We start from the raw sequence: 17,752 nt of genomic DNA on the forward strand, positions 1-17,752 counted from the left end.
GACGCATGAATAAACGGTTTATTTCAATTGTACTGGTGCTCATGATGCTGATGAGCAGCTTGCCGGCCGTAAGCGCTGAAGTATCAACGGATGGCGACGCAGCCCATTGGGGCGAGAAATCGCTGCAAAAGTGGATCTCTAAAGGAATGCTGGGAGGATACCCCGACGGCAGCATTCAGCCGGACCGTCCCGTTACGCGAGCTGAATTTACGAGGCTTGTGAATGCGGTGTTTCGCTTAAATGCAGCAGAAACAAATACCTTTACGGATGTCCGGGAGGGCGCCTGGTACTACAATGATATCGGTGCAGTGAAGGAGGCGGGTTACTTAACAGGTTATCCGGACGGAACGTTTAAGCCGGATTCACCGATTACGAGGCAGGAAGCGGCGAAAATAACAGCGGAGCTGTTCAAGCTGCAAGCGGTGAATAGTCAGCTGTTAGCAGCGTTCAAGGATAATGATCAGGTGCAGGCGTACGCGAAAGCGCCGCTTGAGCAGCTATTGGCCGGCGAGTACATAAAGGGCTACCCGGATCAGACCGTGCGACCGCTTAAAGCGATAACGAGAGCCGAAGCGATTGCGCTGTTGGACAGGTTAGCGACAGAGGTCGTTAATGCGGCAGGCAGCTACAGCAACCTTCGTGTTGCGGGAAATGCGATCGTAAATGCGGCGGACGTTAAAATAAACAAAGCGGTAATCGATCATGATTTGTTTCTGACCCAAGGCATTGGGGAAGGCGATGTTTTTTTAACCGATGTTGATGTAAAAGGTTCGGTTTATGTTAATGGCGGCGGCGTTAACAGCATTCATTTTATCAATACGAAGCTTGGCAGGCTGGTTGTGAACAAAGCAGGAGGCACTGTTCGCGTCGTTCTATCAGGGACAGCAGCTGTGGATCAGGTTGTCGTACAATCCGGAGCTCAGCTTGAAATAGAAGGAGACGCGAATGTCGCAGAGCTGACGATTCTGGAGAAAGCAGCAGGCACGAAGCTGAAGGCGAAGGGCACGATCGCTAAGATTCATAATGAGAGCGGTGACATCATCATTAACGACAAGAAACTTGAGAAAGGCAGCGGAGCTTCTGTTCAGAAAGGCGTGGTTACGTCCGATCAGCCTGCGGCGCCTGGACAGAGCAGCGGAGGCGGCGGAGATAGCGGAGGCGGCTCGACGGCTGCACCAACGCCCGCACCAACGGCAACTCCTCAACCGACGGATGAACCAACAACAGCACCAACACCCGCACCAACGACCGCTCCTTTGGATGATTGGGAGCTGGTTTGGAATGACGAATTTGACGGGAGCGGCGAAAATGTTGATTTTAACGGGGTAAACCTTGATAAATGGGGTTATCAGCTTGGAACGGGCTCGCAGTATGGCCTTGACGGCTGGGGAAATAACGAGAAGCAATATTACCGTGCCGAGAACATTTCAGTAGCGGACGGGAAATTGACGATTACGGCGAAAGATGACGGCTTCGACGGCAAAACGTACACATCAGGAAGACTTTATACGCAGCCAACCTTCAATAAAACGTTCGGCAAATTTGAAGCAAGGATGAAGCTGCCGGTCGGCGAAGGCATATGGCCTGCGTTCTGGATGATGCCAAAGGACAGCGAGTACGGCGTTTGGGCGGCATCTGGCGAGCTCGACATTATGGAGGCGCGCGGCCGATTGCCGCAAGAGGTCGGCGGTACGATCCATTACGGGAAAAACTGGCCAAACAACAAGATGACCGGCGCGGCATATGAGTTTGGCGAAGATACGGATATTACGGATTTTCACACTTACGGCGTAGAATGGGAGCCGGGTGAAATCCGGTGGTACGTCGATGGCGAATTGTATCAGAAGCTGGACAACTGGGATAGCTGGGGCGTCGATCAGGCTGCGAAATATGCGTACCCTGCTCCATTCGATAAACCTTTTTATATGATTTTGAACTTAGCGGTTGGAGGCAGCTATGATGGTGGTCGCGTACCGGACCCTTCGCTCCTGCCGGGCAAAATGGAAGTCGATTACGTTCGCGTTTATGAGCTGACAGGCAGGCCATATAAGACGCCGGTTGAGCCAATCATAGTCTCGGAGCCTTATCCGGAGCAATACAAGAAACCGATTGACGGCAATTTCATTTATGATTCAAGCTTCAATGAGCCATTTAAATCCGTTACGGATTCTAATCAGACGTTGAACAGCGAGTTTTGGAATTTCGTGCGCATCGGCACCTTCCAAGGCAGCGGCTCGATTTCGGTCGATACGGTTAATGGCGCAAAATACGCCAAGGCAGATATTTCGTCAGGAGGCAATGCGGCGCACGCCGTGCAGCTTATCCAAAATGTCACGCTTGGCAAAGGCAGATGGTATAAGCTGTCCTTTGACGCGAAGTCCAGCGCCAACCGAAATATGACGGTTAAATTTGGCGGCGGCGAAGGCCGCAGCTGGCCGACGTATTCGGATAGCTTGGAAACGAAGCTGTCAGACTCGGTGCAGTCGTATGAGTTGATTTTCCAAATGAAGGACAATACCGACACGCTCGCTCGTCTTGAGTTCAACATGGGTCTTAACACGAGCCCGGTATGGATCGGCAATGTGAAGGTGCAGGAGACGGTATCGCCTGATCCGTATCAAGAAAATACGCCAAAGGAGCCGATAAACGGCAATCACGTTTATAATGGCGGTTTTGATCTTGGCAGAATCGACCGGCTGACGTATTGGCATTTTAACGCGGCAGGCGGAACAGCGCTTGCGTCTGTTGATCCCGTTCATCGGCAATTTCATGCAGCCGTTAGCGATGGCGGAGATGCGCCTGGCGACATTAAGCTGGAGCAGCCCGGCATTAATTTGATCGAAGGCAACGATTATAAAATAACGTTTAAGGGAAAAGCAGCGGCTGCGAGAACGATACAGGCAGCATTGTTTAAGCAGGATGGAACTCCTTATGCTGCTCCGCAGCAAATCGATCTGACTGCGGAAATGAAGGAGTATACGGTCTTGTTTACGATGGAGCATCCAAAGGATGTAAACGGCATTTTAGCCTTTTTGCTGGGCGGGCAGCAGGGTGATGTTTATTTGGATGATATCGCTATGGTACGCGTAGGCGAATTAGCGCTTGCGGATCAATTTCCGGTGAAAAATGGCGACTTTTCAAATGGCAAGGCCAGTTGGACCGAGCATGTGCAAGGCCGATATGACGGATGGGGCTCAAGCGCAGCTTTCACGGCTCAGGATGGGGAGCTGAAGATGGCGATTGCCAGCGAAGGCAACAACCCGTGGGACGTTATGCTGATGCAGACGGATTTTGACCTTTTTAGAGGGAAGACGTATACCGTTTCTCTTGACGTAAGATCCTCGGCAAATCGCGGCATGGAAATCGTGATTGATCAAGGAAATAACCGCTTGTTATCGGAAAAAGTACAGCTGACGCAAGCGAAGCAGACGTTCAGCTACGAGCTGCAGGCGCAAGGAGACATTACAGCATCGTTCAAGCTGCTGCTAGGCAAGCTCGACGGTGCGGCTGTAATCGGCGCGCATGATGTATTTGTCGATAATATTCGAGTAGAGCTGAAGGATGCGCGGAGCAAAGCGTTCTTGCTCAAAAATGGGTATTTTGATGAGGGAATGCAGGATTGGAGCACGCACATACAGGGCGTTTACGATGGGCCGTCCAGCGCCGTAATTTCTGCTGATCAGGGTGCCGCAAAAGCTTCTATTGCACACACTGGCTTGAACGCTTGGGACATTATTTTGCAGCAAGGAGCGTTTGCTCTAGCTAGAGGCAATACGTATATCGTTACATTTGCGGCAAGATCGAGCACGCCGCGGACGATTGAGGCGATTGTCGAGAACAGCTCGTACTCCCGCTTTTTGAACGAGAAGGTGCAGCTTGATGATGTGACAAAAACGTACAGCTACCAATTTACGATGGATCGGGATGATGCCGCCTCCTTTAAGCTGTTGCTGGGCAACCAGGAGGGAACGGTGAACGTTCCGCATGATGTGTTTGTAGATAATGTTCGTGTGGAGCTCAAAGGGGCAAAAGAAGCAGCAGGCGAGAAGGCGCGCAGCGGGAACAACATTACGCTGACTTCGCCTCCGGTGCTGTCCCCGGATGCTTCTGACAATGCATTAGGTCTGGATATCGACATCAGCTTTGCCGATCATGAAGCTTGGAGAAATGCGGTAACGGCTGTCATCGTAGATGGCCGTATACTGCCGGAGAGTGCGTATGTGCTTGCTGCAGGAAAGCTGACGATTGATAAGTCGCAATTCGCTTCTGCGAAAGCATATAGCATATTGATTAAAGCGGCGGGGCATGAGAACGCGCAGGTTATCCAAGACATCCAGCAAGAGGTGATGTGGAGTCTAGTCTGGTCCGATGAATTTGACGGCAGCGGGGACAACTTAGACTCGAACGGCGTCAATCTAGATAAATGGGGATACCAGCTTGGCAACGGCAGCGACTATGGCGTAGCCGATTGGGGCAATAATGAGCAGCAATTTTACCGGAAAGAGAATGTTAAGGTTGAGAATGGGCAATTGTTAATCGAAGCAAAAAACGACGGTTTTGGCGGCAAGCCCTATACATCAGGACGCTTATGGACCAGCCCAACCTTTAGCAAGGCTTACGGAAAATTCGAAGCGCGAATGAAGCTTCCCGAGGGCGAAGGGTTATGGCCGGCATTTTGGATGATGCCGAAGGACAGTGAATATGGCGGCTGGGCTTCGTCCGGCGAAATCGACATTATGGAGGCGCGCGGCAGGCTTCCGGGCGAAGTCGATGGAACGATTCATTTTGGCAAAAATGCTCCGAACAACAAGGCGACAGGCTCGCAGTATCATTTTCCGGAGGGCGAGGATATAACGGGTTATCATACCTATTCCTTAGAGTGGGAGCCGGGGGAGCTACGTTGGTACGTAGATGGGAATTTGTATCAAACGATCACCGATTGGAACAGCTGGGGAGCGGATCAGCCTGATAAATATGCGTACCCTGCCCCGTTCGACAAGGAATTTTATATTATCCTGAACATGGCGGTTGGGGGCAATTATGACGGCGGCCGCAAGCCCGATGCGTCTTTGCTTCCAGCGACGATGGAGATCGATTACGTCCGTGCTTATGAGCTGACAGGCAGAGCGTATAAGGAGCCTGTTGATACGACGCTTGCGAAGGATGCTTTTCCCGCGAATGGAAAGAATGCTGTGAATGGCAGCTTTATCTATGACACGGCTTATGCGAAGGGCATCAAGGATGTTACGCTAGCGAGCCCGGAAGTTGATCCGGTTTATTGGAACTTCCTGCATGGCGCTGATTTTGGAGGCGCTGGTGTCGTATCGGTTGTAGAAGCGGATGGCGCTCCATTTGCGAAAATCGATATTTCAAACGGCGGCAATGCGCCGCATGCTTTGCAGCTCGTTCAATACGTTACGCTGGTCAAGGGGCAAGCGTATAAGCTCAGCTTTGATGCGAAGGCGTCTGCGCCAAGAAGCATCAGCGTTAAGCTAGGCGGCGATGCAAATAGCGGATGGGCGGTTTATTCGGATAATTTTGAAGCAGGCTTGAAGGAGCAGGTCGGTCATTATGAATATCGTTTTCTGATGAGCTCCAAAACAAATGCTGCTGCACGGATAGAGTTTAATGCAGGCTCGAATGCGAATGATGTATGGATCGGCGGCGTCCGCCTGGAGCCGGTTGATATGGTGAGCGAGCCAAATGGCGCGAAGGCTCCGCTGAATAACGGAAACCACATTTATAATGGCGGATTTGATGTGGGTACGATGGATCGACTGCAATACTGGAATACATTCGTATCGGATGCAGCGAGCGCAACGGTTAGTGTACACCCTAGCATCCGTGAATTGGATGCCCTGATCGCAAGCGGAGGGGCAGAAGCTTCGGATATTGTGGTGCAGCAGCAGGGCATTAACCTGCTGCAAAGGGATACGTATGCATTCACGTTTGATGCAAAAGCTTCAAGTTCACGTGATATCGCCGTACAGTTTAAGAGCAAGGATGGCGCTGTAACCTATGCGGGACAAACGATCACGTTAGGCACGGCGTACGAGAAGCATAATATGATCTTTACGATGCCAAATGGCGTTAGCGATATCGAAGGGCAGCTCGTATTTTTGCTAGGCGGCAATGATGCTTCAGTCCAGCTCGACAACGTAAAGCTTATTCGCACAAGCAACCTGAATGTGGATTACACGGGCATCCAATTGTTCCCGCTCAGCAACGGTGATTTCGCAGCCGGCTTGTCGGGATGGGAGCCGTTCACGCAAGGGGGAGCTGCCGCATTCAGCGAAGCCGGTGGCGCGGCTAAAGTAACCGTTACGAATGTAGGCGCAGACAACTGGAACGTCATGTTGAATCAGCCAAACATTCAATTGTCCAAAGGAATGACCTACGTGGTTTCGTTTGACGCAAGCGCCTCTGTTACGCGCGATATTGAGGTTGCACTCGAAAACATTTCGTATGCGAGACGATTCTATTCAGGGCCGATCGTATTGACGCCTGCAATGAAGCATTTTGAATACAATTTTCATGTGACGGCTGACGAGATGACTACACTGAAGTTTCTGCTTGGAAAAACAGCTCAGAGCCCTTCCGGTGCCCATGATGTGTTTATTGACAACGTGGTGCTGGAGGTTCAATATGCGCCGGTGGATCGTCCGCCGACCTTGATCAAGGAATCGGTGGATAAACATGTAGGCGAATCGGTTGAAATTAAGTTTACCGACCATGAAGCATGGAGAACAGCGATTGAAGCCGTCCAAGTGAATGGTGCTGCATTGACGGCAGGGCAGTATTCGGTTCAGCCCGGCAGTATAACGATCGCTGCGGATGTTTTTGCGATCGATCAGCTGTACGCCATTCAAGTGAAGGCTGCCGGCTTCGCAGATGCGAGCATCAAGCAATTAATGCTGCCGGGTGACGGCAATCTGGTGTTGAACGGCGGGATGTACAATGGCGCAGCAAGCTGGGAGCACTGGTTCGGCGATGGAGGAGATTCCAAATATGAAGCCAAAAACGGAGTAGCCCAAATCGATATCTTTTATCACGGCGGGATGCACCCTACTTGGAATGTCCCCGTCGGCTGGTCCACGCAGTTTAATCAAAGCGGGATCAAGCTAGAAGCAGGCAAAGCCTATGAGCTTAGCTTTAACGCATGGTCAACGGTTAACCGTCCGATTGGCGTGGAGCTAACGGGGTACAACGCTCAAGCGGTACTGTTTAACTTGTCGGGAGAACAAGCTACAACGTATAAGACCAGCTTGCTGCCGAAGAGCAATCTTAATTTGACGCTGAAGTTCCTGCTTGGCAACGTCGTGAACGGCAATTTTGCGACACCGGATGGCGAGCATGCGATCTACATCGACAATGTCGCGATTCGTGAAGTGGCGGCTCCGCCAGTGCTGACAGCCGATGCGACAGATAACAAGGTAGGGCAGCCGATTGAGCTTACGTTTGCCGATCAGCCAGCATGGCGTAACGCGATTGGCCAGCTTACGATTGACGGCGTAGTGGTTCAGAGCAGCAGCTATACGGTGGAAGCGGGTAAAATCAAGCTGGATGCGGCATTATTTGCCGAAATAAAAACCTACGCGATTGCAATTACGGCAGCAGGCTACGGCATCAGTGAAGTGCAGCAGCAGGTGAAGACGGCTGCCGCGAACGTGGCGCTTCATAAGACGGCAACCGCATCATCAGTCTCGCAGCCTGCGGCAAACGCAGTTGACGGTGCGGGCAGCACAAGGTGGGAGACTGCTGCTTCTGATCCGCAGTGGATAGCGATCGATCTGGGAGGCATATACAAGCTGGAGAGCGCCGTCCTTAACTGGGAGGGAGCGTTTGGCAAAGGCTACAAGCTGCAGATCTCTTCTGCGGAAGCCCCTGGCGACAGTGACTGGACAGATGTGTTTACCGAAGCCGCAGGCAATGGCGGGCTCGACAATATTGCGTTAAGTGGGCAAGAGGCAAGGCATATTCGGATGTACGGAACGGCGAGAGGCACAGCCTACGGTTATTCCTTATGGGAGTTTGAGGTATACGGCTCATGGGTTAGCGGTGGCGGCAACGGCGGCGGCGGTGGTACCGGAGGCGGTACGGATCCGGGTACAGATCCCGGTACAGACCCGGTCTCGGTGAATGTGGCGCTTAACAAAGAGACCGTTGCATCAAGCTATAACGTGGTATTTCCGTCTAGCTTGCTAACGGATGGCAATAAAGACACAAGATGGGAAGCGAATTGGGCCGCAAACAACACGGCTCCTTATTCGCCAGAGTGGTTCTATATTGATTTGAATAGCGCCTATTCCATCAGCAAAATCATTTTGACATGGGAAACCGCATATGGAAAAGCGCTTGATATTCAAGTAGCTGCGCCTGGCAGTGATTTATCGGCTGAAAGCGCGGATTGGAAGACGGTGCATTCGCTCAACCGTACATTAAATGCGGCGGGGAAGCTGGAGGAAGCCATCACTCTGCCGAGCAGTGCCCACGCAAGATATGTACGTATTTTAGTTACGGATAAGGGTCTTCCGCCGTATGGTCCGTCGCTTTTTGAAATCGAGATTTATGAATAACCAAACCCTTTCGAACGTCTAGTGAGTATCGCTAAAAGAGCGTACCTTGCAGGTCAGCCCTGTGAGCTACGCTCTTTTGTCGTTCTTTTTCCTGCTTATCGAATGCATAATGGAATGGATAATGATAATAATGATGATTTAATGAAGGATATTAAATATATATTGCGACATAAATAAATATATGATACATATTAAATAACGGAAATGACTTGAACCTGTATGCTAATGATCTATTCCGTCATTTGAGAGCAAAGGGAGACTGGATCATGGAGAGAGAATTGGCATTAGAGCTAGTAAGAGTAACGGAATTGGCGGCATTGGCATCCGCACCATGGATGGGAAGAGGCGATAAGAATAGTGCGGATGGAGCGGCAACGTCGGCGATGCGCTATATGTTTGATTCGGTGTCCATTCGGGGAACGGTCGTCATAGGCGAGGGTGAAATGGATGAAGCGCCAATGTTATACATTGGAGAAGAAGTAGGCAGCCTGAACGGGCCGGAGGTGGACGTTGCGGTTGATCCTTTGGAAGGAACGGAAATTGTTGCAAAAGGATTAAACAACGCGATGTCCGTTCTCGCAGTCGCAGGGAAAGGCCAGCTGCTGCATGCCCCGGACATGTACATGGAAAAGCTGGCATTTGGCCCAGCGCTAGTTGGCAAGCTATCGATTACGGACCCTATGGACGTGACGCTTCGTAAAGCGGCTGACGCTTTAAATAAGAAGGTTTCGGATTTAACGGTTATGATTTTGGACCGGACGCGTCATGAGTCAATCGTGAAGGTGCTGCGCAAGGTGGGCGTTCGCATTAAGTTCCTATCGGATGGCGACGTTGCGGGTGCGATGGCACCGGCTTTTCCCGAGGCGGGCATCGATTTATATGTAGGCTCGGGCGGCGCGCCGGAGGGCGTGATCGCGGCAGCTGCTCTAAAATGTCTAGGCGGAGAGCTGCAGGCTCGCTTGATGCCGGCAGACGGCAATGAATACAACAGATGTGTGCAGATGGGAATTGACGATCCGTACCGCGTGCTGACCATGGAGGATATGATCGGGACAGGGGACGTTTATTTTGCGGCAACCGGCGTTACGCCAGGCGAGTTTTTGGGCGGGGTGCAATATTTTCCCGACCAACGGGCGGAGACACATTCCATCGTCATGCGGGCCAAGACCAAAACCGTACGCTTCGTCCGCGCCCTTCACTATTTACCGAACAAAACGTTCCTGAACGAAAATAAATAAGCAAACGCAGAGGGTGTTTGCTCATAGCGTCCGATATGTCTGAAAAGGCTTATATGGGAGAGAGGGGGCCAAGGCAACATCGTATTTTTATCGCTGAACAGTTGGCACATTGCTTCAAAAGTGGATATTTATAGACGAACTTGTTATTAACAGGAAAATCTCCAGCTAAATTCACTTGAAATGATCGAAATGACTGTTTAACAGGAAAATCTCCCGCTAATTTGAACACATTCACCCTGAGTGGGATGAAAGGTGACGAATTAGCGGGAGATTTTCCATCTAACATCAATAAACGTTTAATAGTAGCAAGATTAGCTGGAGTTTTTCCTGTTAAGTTTGCGCAGACGGTGACAGAACACCAAAAATAGAGTACGAGTAGATTTGGGCTCTGGCTCAAGTGTACGCAACAGCTAGCAGCAAGTAGTCATCAGAAGTGGTAGGAGACTCGCTTGGTTGTTCAGCTGATGGTTACTTATATATGTGTCCGGGCGAGCTCAGCAGTTGGATCAAGTGTATAAAGATGCTCCAAACTAGTCGAGTCGCGGATTAACAGGAAAATCTCCTGCTAATTTCACTTGAAATGATCGAAATGACTGTTTAACAGGAAAATCTCCCGCTAATTTGAACACATTCACCCTGAGTGGGATGAAAGGTGACGAATTAGCGGGAGATTTTCCATCTAACATCAATAAACGTTTAATAGTAGCAAGATTAGCTGGAGTTTTTCCTGTTAAGTTTGCGCAGACGGTGACAGAACACCAAAAATAGAGTACGAGTAGATTTGGGCTCTGGCTCAAGTGTACGCAACAGCTAGCAGCAAGTAGTCATCAGAAGTGGTAGGAGACTCGCTTGGTTGTTCAGCTGATGGTTACTTATATATGTGTCCGGGCGAGCTCAGCAGTTGGATCAAGTGTATAAAGATGCTCCAAACTAGTCGAGTCGCGGATTAACAGGAAAATCTCCTGCTAATTTCACTTGAAATGATCGAAATGACTGTTTAACAGGAAAATCTCCCGCTAATTTGAACACATTCACCCTGAGTGGGTTGAAAGGTGACGAATTAGCGGGAGATTTTCCATCTAACATGAATAAACGTTTAAAAGTAGCAAGATTAGCTGGAGTTTTTCCTGCTAAGTATGCGCAGACGGTGACAGATCTCCAAAAATAGAGTGCGAGTAGATTTGGGCTTTGGCTCAAGTGTACGCAACAGCTAGCAGCAAGTAGTCATCAGAAGTGGTAGGAGACTCGAGTGGTTGTTCTGCTGATGGATACTTATATAAGTGTCCGCGCGAGCTCAGCTCTTGGCTCAAGCGTGTGCAGAAGCTCCAAACTAGTCGTGTCGCGGATTAACAGGAAAATCTCCTGCTAATTTCACTTGAAATGATCGAAATGACTGTTTAACAGGAAAATCTCCCGCTAATTTGAACACATTCACCCTGAGTGGGTTGAAAGGTGACGAATTAGCGGGAGATTTTCCATCTAACCTTGATAATTGCTTAATAGAGGCAAAATTAGCTGGAGTTTTTCCTGCTAAGTTTGCTGAAAGCAGCTTGTTGATAGTGGTAGTATAAGTGCGTGGACGCTGCTGCTCCGGATCAAGAAGATTCAGCGGCTAGCTGCCGCCGGGAATGAACTTTTTCACCCATGTGCCGAAGCTTGCCGGGTTTCGGGACTGGATTAGGACTACGCCTTCGCCGCGGAAGCGGCATACAAGTCCCTCGCCGCTCGTAATGCTGGACAGCCAGCCCTTCGACGCTTTTTCAATCGTATAATTCATGTAGCCAGGCCAAGCGACCAAGTGGCCGTTATCGACGATGACTTCTTCGCCAGCACTCAGGTTTAGCGCATGGATCGCTCCATAGGAGGAAAGGAACACGGTGCCTTTGCCGCTGATTTCTACGATAAAGAAGCCTTCGCCGGACAGGAGTCCCTTGCCTAGGTTTTGCATTTTTGTGTTAACCTCTATGCCGCTGGTGCCAGCCAAGAAGCCGTCTTTCTGAACGTATAGCTTATAAGATCCATCGAGCTCGATCGCCTCAATATCGCCGAGGGAAGGAGGAGCAAGGTGAACCTCGCCTTGTCCTCGATTCGCCGTCATTTCTTGGAAAAAGAAGGTTTCCCCGCTCAGCATCCTGCCGAGTCCACGCATGAATCCGCCGTCAGTCGTACCTTTTAGGTCGATCGTTGGCGACATGGATACCATTGCGCCCATTTCAGCTTTCACGCTCTCGCCCGGGTTCAGCCTTACCTTCAACATGGCAAAGGAGCCTTTATAAAAAATATCGTAATTCATAAGTTATCCTCCTAAAGGTTTTGCGTTAGCAAAATCCTGCTTCGTAAGGGTAGACCTAAAGGTTTTGCGTTAGCAAAATCCTGCTTCGTAAGAGTAGACCTAAAGGTTTTGCGTTAGCAAAATCCTGCTTCGTAAGGGTAGACCTAAAGGTTTTACGCGAGTAAAACCCAGCTTCGTAGGAGTAAAAGGAAAGGTTTTGCGCAAGCAAAACCCTGCCCTCTAAGGGTAGTCCTGAAGACGTCTCATTAGCAAAGTCGACCTTTTCGACCTACCCCGCGGTTAAAATATATTTAATCCAGCGGCGGCTGCGTCGCGCCTTCGCGCTCGGCTTGTCTGCGGTGTGCCATCCGGCTGGCTGCTGACGCAGCGATCGCTCCGACGATATCGTCTAGGAACGTGTGGATCTCGCCGCTGTTTTTATCGTTCAGCCTAACCAAAATGCCCGGCTTCAGCTTGTCGACATATCCAAAATTCGTAAAGCCGATGCTTCCATAAACATTGACAATCGACAGCGCCAAAATTTCATCGCAGCCATAAAGGCTTTCGTCATGCTTAATCATATCCTGCAGCGGCGGCATCAGCTTGCCCTCCTCGGCGAGGATATCGAGCTGAATACCGGTCAATACGGCATTTTGCACCTCGCGCTTTGACAAGACAGCATCCACATGCACAATGCAATCCTCAGGCGTCAAGCCGGGGAAATAGTCCTTTTGCAGAAAATGCACAAGCTCGGCGATTGCAAGTTTTGTTACTCCGCGCTTGATGAGCCATTCGTCTGTAGCGTCAGCCACTTTGCGGCTATTGAGGCTATAAATTTCGGGATTGGACATGTTTTTGTTCCCCCTTAGGATTTTATGGACAAAACTGGTCTAAAACAGGGAAGGGCTCGTATACATAGTACTACAAATAAGGAGTTGTACAAAGCCGCCAGGCAAAACTTGATTAGGGAGGAAAGGTCAATATGATTCAAAAAAGATGGATTAGGGGTGCTGTACTTTCTGGAGTTTTGGTTCTGCCTATGTTAACCGCAGGCTGTGGCCTGTTCTCGCAAGAGACAAGCAAGCCAATCGATCCGCCGCAGATCGAGCAGAAAGAAGGGGTAGAGGGCGCAGAAACCGGACAGGCAGTAGGCGTTGGCGATGAATCGCAAATGACGGTTTATCTCGAGGACCGCAATGGTTATTTGGCACCAATCTCGCTTCAAACAACACTTGGCGCGAACGAGGCAGCCGGGCAGAAGGCGCTAGAAATGATGGTGGAGAACGGCGCTTACGCGAATCAACTGCCAGAGGATTTCCGAGCGGTTATCCCGCAAGGCACGCAAATTAAGTCCTACAAATACGATAAGGAACAAAAGCTTGCTATCGTCGATTTTTCCGAGCCGTTCACCAATTACAATGCTAAAGACGAGCGGACGATCGTGGAAGCCATCACTTGGACGCTTACGGCTATGCCAGGGATTGAAGGGGTAGAAATCTGGTATCAAGGCGCGAAGCTTCCGGAAATGCCGGTTGACGGTTACCCGCTTGACGATAAGCTGACGCGGGCGGTTGGCATCAATATCGAGGCAGCTGAAGGCGTGAACTACGCGCAATCTACGCCTGTTACGCTATACTTCTCGGCTCAGACTTTAAACGAGGAACAATATTACGTACCGGTTACCCGCTTAGTCGCTCGCTCAGCCTCGCCTACGCAAGCAGCGCTAGAGCAGCTCATCTTAGGACCGCTTAACAAAAAAGAGCTGATAAGCGTCATTGTGCCGGATGTTCAAGTCAAAAACGTCGTGCAGGAAGGCGATGTCGTCACGGTTGATTTGCAGGATGAGGCGTATAAGGATGGAGAAAAGCTGCCGACTGAAATGCTTCAGGCGCTCGTGCTATCCGTCACCGAAAATTCGAAAGCAACAACCGTTCAAATCAAGGTAAACGGGGAATCCAACGTCGTAGACATGGCTGACCAATCCTATAGCCAGCCAGTAGGCAGACCGCATCACGTGAATGCCATTAAATCGTAACGCTGGACCCGTTGCAATGAAGAGGCTGCTCCAAAGGAAATTCCTTTGAGCAGCCTCTTTTTTCTTTTTCAGGCGCAGCGGATGCAATTCGTTGCCTACTTTGTTAAAATAGGAAGGATTGTAGGATGGGATCGATTGGCTTCAATTAAGCAAAGGTTTTGTATACGAATCATACAACGCAGGACTCAGGAGGAAATTAGCATGAGAAACGACGGTCGGCAACCGAACCAGCTTCGGCCGGTAACCATAACGACAGGTGTCAATAAATACGCTGAGGGCTCGGTCCTTATCGAGGTAGGAGATACGAAGGTTATTTGTACGGCAAGCCTTGAGGACCGTGTGCCGCCTTTTATGAAGGGACAAGGCAAGGGCTGGATTACGGCTGAGTACGCCATGCTTCCGCGCGCTACCCACTCGCGCAACATTCGCGAAGCGGCAAAAGGCAAACTAACCGGACGGACGATGGAAATTCAACGCTTGATCGGGCGTGCACTGCGTTCGGTTGTTGATTTGCAGGCGCTTGGAGAGCGGACAATCACGCTCGATTGCGACGTTATCCAAGCGGATGGCGGCACGCGCACGACTTCAATTACCGGGGCGTTCATCGCGCTTTCGATTGCGATCAATAAGCTTTCCGAGAGAGTGCAGTTCGCGAAATACCCGATTACTGATTTTCTGGCATCGGTTAGCGTAGGCGTTATTCAGGAGCGGGCATTGCTCGATCTGAACTATGAAGAGGATTCCAAAGCAAAGGTCGATATGAACGTTGTTATGACGGGCAGCGGCAAATTTGTTGAGGTGCAGGGGACTGGCGAGGAAGCTCCTTTCTCAAGGGAAGAGCTTAACCAATTGCTGGCACTTGGGGAAGAGGGCATTGCGGAGCTGATCAGCAAGCAGCGTGATGTGCTGGGACCTTTGGCAGCTCGAATCGGAGGTTAACGTCCATGGCGAAGCACTCCATTTTATCGCATGAGGTTATTGTAGTTGCAACCAAAAATGCAGGCAAAGTGAAGGAGTTCGCGCACGCGCTCCAAAAGCTTGGCAAAGAAACGGCAAGCCTGCTCGACTATCCGCAAATTCCAGATATCGTGGAAGACGGCGATACGTTTGCTGCGAATGCGCGAATTAAAGCGAAGACGACGGGCGATGCGCTGGGCGTTCCCGTGCTGGCGGATGATTCCGGGCTGCGCGTCTTCGCGCTAGGCGGTGATCCAGGCGTCTATTCGGCTCGCTACGCGGGCGAAGATGCGACCGACGGCGATAACAACGCGAAGCTGATCGAGGAGCTGGGACGTTTGTTTGAAAAGAAGGAGCTCCAGCATCTAGGCAAGCTGCCTGACGGTTCGCAGTTGCTGAGCAAAGCCCAATTCGTATGCGCATTAGCGCTGTATGACCCGGCAACCGGCGAATTCGTGGAAGCAGAAGGCACGGTAGACGGCGTTATTACAGATATTCCGCATGGCGCCGGCGGCTTTGGTTATGATCCGTTATTTTGGCTGCCAGAGTTAAACCGCGGAATGGCTGAGCTGACGAAGGAAGAGAAGCAGCAGATCAGTCACCGCGGCGAAGCGCTTAGACAGATGCTTCCGCTGCTTGCGCAAGCCTAATAAAAAATAAAGAAGCCCCATCTGCAGCAAGCCGAATGAACCGGCTCTGTCAGATGGGGCTGTTTTGTTGTGCCTATCAGCCAATTACGACTTTGTATTGCTTGAGCCATAAATTCACTTGATACAAGTAGGCGAAGAGCTGCGGGCCGGACATGAGCTGGCCGAACCAAGGAATGTTTGATTTTGCTGAATCCGATTCTGCGAGCTCCCTCACCTTCTGCACGTTGATCAGCGGAAGCAGCGGGGAGTTAGGATCGTCCAGCACGTCAAGCAGCAGCCCTTTGACGGCGGCTAAATAATTCGGGTTATGCGTTTTTGGATAGGGGCTTTTTTTGCGGGTTAACACGTCTTCAGGAAGAACGCCGCGCAGCGCTTTGCGCAAAATGCCCTTCTCCCTGTCGCCGGAGCTTTTGATCTCCCACGGAATGTTCCAAACATACTCCACAAGCCGGTGATCGCAGAACGGGACCCGAACCTCTAGACCGGCAGCCATGCTCATTCGATCCTTGCGGTCGAGCAGCGTTGGCATGAAGCGGGTAATGTTCAAATAAGACATTTGCCGCATTTTGCGGAGCTGCTCGGTTTCGCCATCCAGATGCGGAACCTCGGCTATCGCTTGCGCGTATCGGTCGCCAATGTAATCAAGCGGTTTGATCCAAGCGGCAACGTCAGGGGCAAGCAAATCGGCGCGCATCGCGGAGGCAAGCGACCACGGGAAGGTGTTCGCACTCAGCGCCTCCTCGCGATGAAACCATGGATAACCGCCAAATATTTCATCTGCCGCCTCGCCTGATATTGCTACGGTAGCGTCTTTCTTGATTTCATGGCAGAAGAGCAGCAGCGAAGCATCAACATCAGCCATGCCGGGCAGATCGCGTGCGAAGGTAGCGGCCTTTAAGGCGCCAACCAGCTCAGGCGTATCGAACTGGATCGGATGATGGATCGTGCCAAGATGCGTCGTCATTCTCTCAATCCACGGGGCGTCGCTATTGGGCTGGAAGGCATGCGCCTTAAAATGCTTGTCGTTGTCGGTATAGTCGACCGAATACGTATGGACATTGCCTTGCCCGTTTTCATTGTAATAGTTGACCGCAAGCGTCGTCAGCGCGCTGGAATCAAGTCCGCCGGAGAGCAGCGTGCACACCGGCACGTCGGATACGAGCTGGCGCTCAACCGTATCCTTGAGCAGCTCTCGCACATGCTCCGCCGTTCCTGCAACATCATGCGGATGCGGACTGCTTTCAAGCTGCCAATAGGTAACCGTCTTGATGCCTGCGTGATTGACCGTCATGCAGCGGCCAGGCCTTAGCTCGCTAATTTGCTTATATACGCCATGGCCCGGAGTACGCGCGGGGCCAAGTATGAATATCTCTGCAAGTCCCTCTGCGCCGACCTCAGGCTTTACCGCCGGGTGGGCCAATATACATTTTTGCTCCGAGCCAAAAATAAATAAACCGTCCTGCGTGCTGTAAAAAAGCGGCTTAACGCCAAGCCGGTCACGCGCAAGGAACAGCTCCTGCTGGGCTACATCCCAAATGGCAAACGCAAATATGCCGTTAAACCGCTCCACGCATGCTTTGCCCCACTCCATAAATGCGACCAGCAGCACTTCCGTGTCACAGCTTGTCGTAAACATTCTGCCTCTGCTTTCCAATTCCTTGCGGAGCTCAGGCGCATTATACAATTCGCCGTTATAGACGACGACATATTTGTCATCACCGGTATGGCGGATCATCGGCTGTGCGCCATTCTCCGGGTCAATGACGGATAAACGTCGATGCCCTAAAGCGCAGTGCGCTGATATCCACGTGCCGGAAGCGTCGGGACCGCGCGGTGCAAGGGTGTCAGTCATCTTCTCTAAGCTCTCACTTTGCTTAGTCAGATCACGGTTCCAATCGATCCAGCCGGTAATTCCACACATCGATCTCATTCCTCTCTTTTGCTGGTCTCAAAGTAGCGATAATATCAGTTATATGCGGAAAAAGGGATAAAATGTCTGTCCGACGGGGGATGCTAGAGGTGTC

Annotated in this window: 8 protein-coding genes; 5 read left to right on the forward strand and 3 right to left on the reverse strand. The window is 50.9% G+C overall.

All coding sequences use genetic code 11. The features are described from left to right. Nucleotides 1-5 precede the first annotated feature (5 nt). Together A7975_RS18630 and glpX are read left to right on the forward strand one after the other, a co-directional pair. Nucleotides 6-8,576: a carbohydrate binding domain-containing protein gene (locus tag A7975_RS18630; protein ID WP_176707762.1), complete on the forward strand. Its 8,571-nt coding sequence runs from the start codon at nt 6-8 to the stop codon at nt 8,574-8,576. 266 nt (nt 8,577-8,842) lie between these two features. Continuing rightward, nucleotides 8,843-9,814, forward strand: a complete 972-nt coding sequence (gene glpX / locus A7975_RS18635; protein ID WP_053374748.1) for a class II fructose-bisphosphatase — start codon at nt 8,843-8,845, stop codon at nt 9,812-9,814. Between the two features lie 1,612 nt (nt 9,815-11,426). Here the strand turns inward: glpX and A7975_RS18640 are convergent. Both A7975_RS18640 and A7975_RS18645 read right to left on the reverse strand, forming a co-directional pair. Beyond that, the gene (locus A7975_RS18640) at nt 11,427-12,107 is read right to left on the reverse strand and encodes a TIGR00266 family protein (protein ID WP_053374751.1); all 681 of its coding nucleotides are present in this window, start codon (nt 12,105-12,107) and stop codon (nt 11,427-11,429) included. A 290-nt stretch (nt 12,108-12,397) separates the two neighbouring features. Beyond that, nucleotides 12,398-12,937, reverse strand: a complete 540-nt coding sequence (locus A7975_RS18645; protein ID WP_053374752.1) for a phosphatidylglycerophosphatase A family protein — start codon at nt 12,935-12,937, stop codon at nt 12,398-12,400. A gap of 131 nt (nt 12,938-13,068) precedes the next feature. On the opposite strand from A7975_RS18645, the gene A7975_RS18650 reads away from it, so the two are divergent. From A7975_RS18650 to rdgB, 3 genes are all read left to right on the forward strand, one after another. After that, a complete protein-coding gene (locus A7975_RS18650; RefSeq protein WP_065386100.1) occupies nt 13,069-14,121 on the forward strand; it encodes a GerMN domain-containing protein in 1,053 nt (350 codons plus the stop codon). Nucleotides 14,122-14,322: 201 nt separating this feature from the next. After that, nucleotides 14,323-15,060, forward strand: a complete 738-nt coding sequence (gene rph, locus A7975_RS18655; RefSeq protein ID WP_053374754.1) for a ribonuclease PH — start codon at nt 14,323-14,325, stop codon at nt 15,058-15,060. 5 nt (nt 15,061-15,065) lie between these two features. Then, nucleotides 15,066-15,728, forward strand: coding sequence for an RdgB/HAM1 family non-canonical purine NTP pyrophosphatase (gene rdgB / locus A7975_RS18660; RefSeq protein WP_065386101.1), 663 nt, complete (start codon nt 15,066-15,068; stop codon nt 15,726-15,728). 76 nt (nt 15,729-15,804) lie between these two features. On the opposite strand, the gene asnB is transcribed toward rdgB, so the two are convergent. Then, nucleotides 15,805-17,649: an asparagine synthase (glutamine-hydrolyzing) gene (gene asnB, locus A7975_RS18665; protein WP_065386102.1), complete on the reverse strand. Its 1,845-nt coding sequence runs from the start codon at nt 17,647-17,649 to the stop codon at nt 15,805-15,807. Nucleotides 17,650-17,752: the final 103 nt, after the last annotated feature.

The sequence above is a fragment of the Bacillus sp. FJAT-26390 genome, from assembly GCF_001682865.1.
Taxonomy (GTDB): Bacteria; Bacillota; Bacilli; order Paenibacillales; family Paenibacillaceae; genus Pristimantibacillus.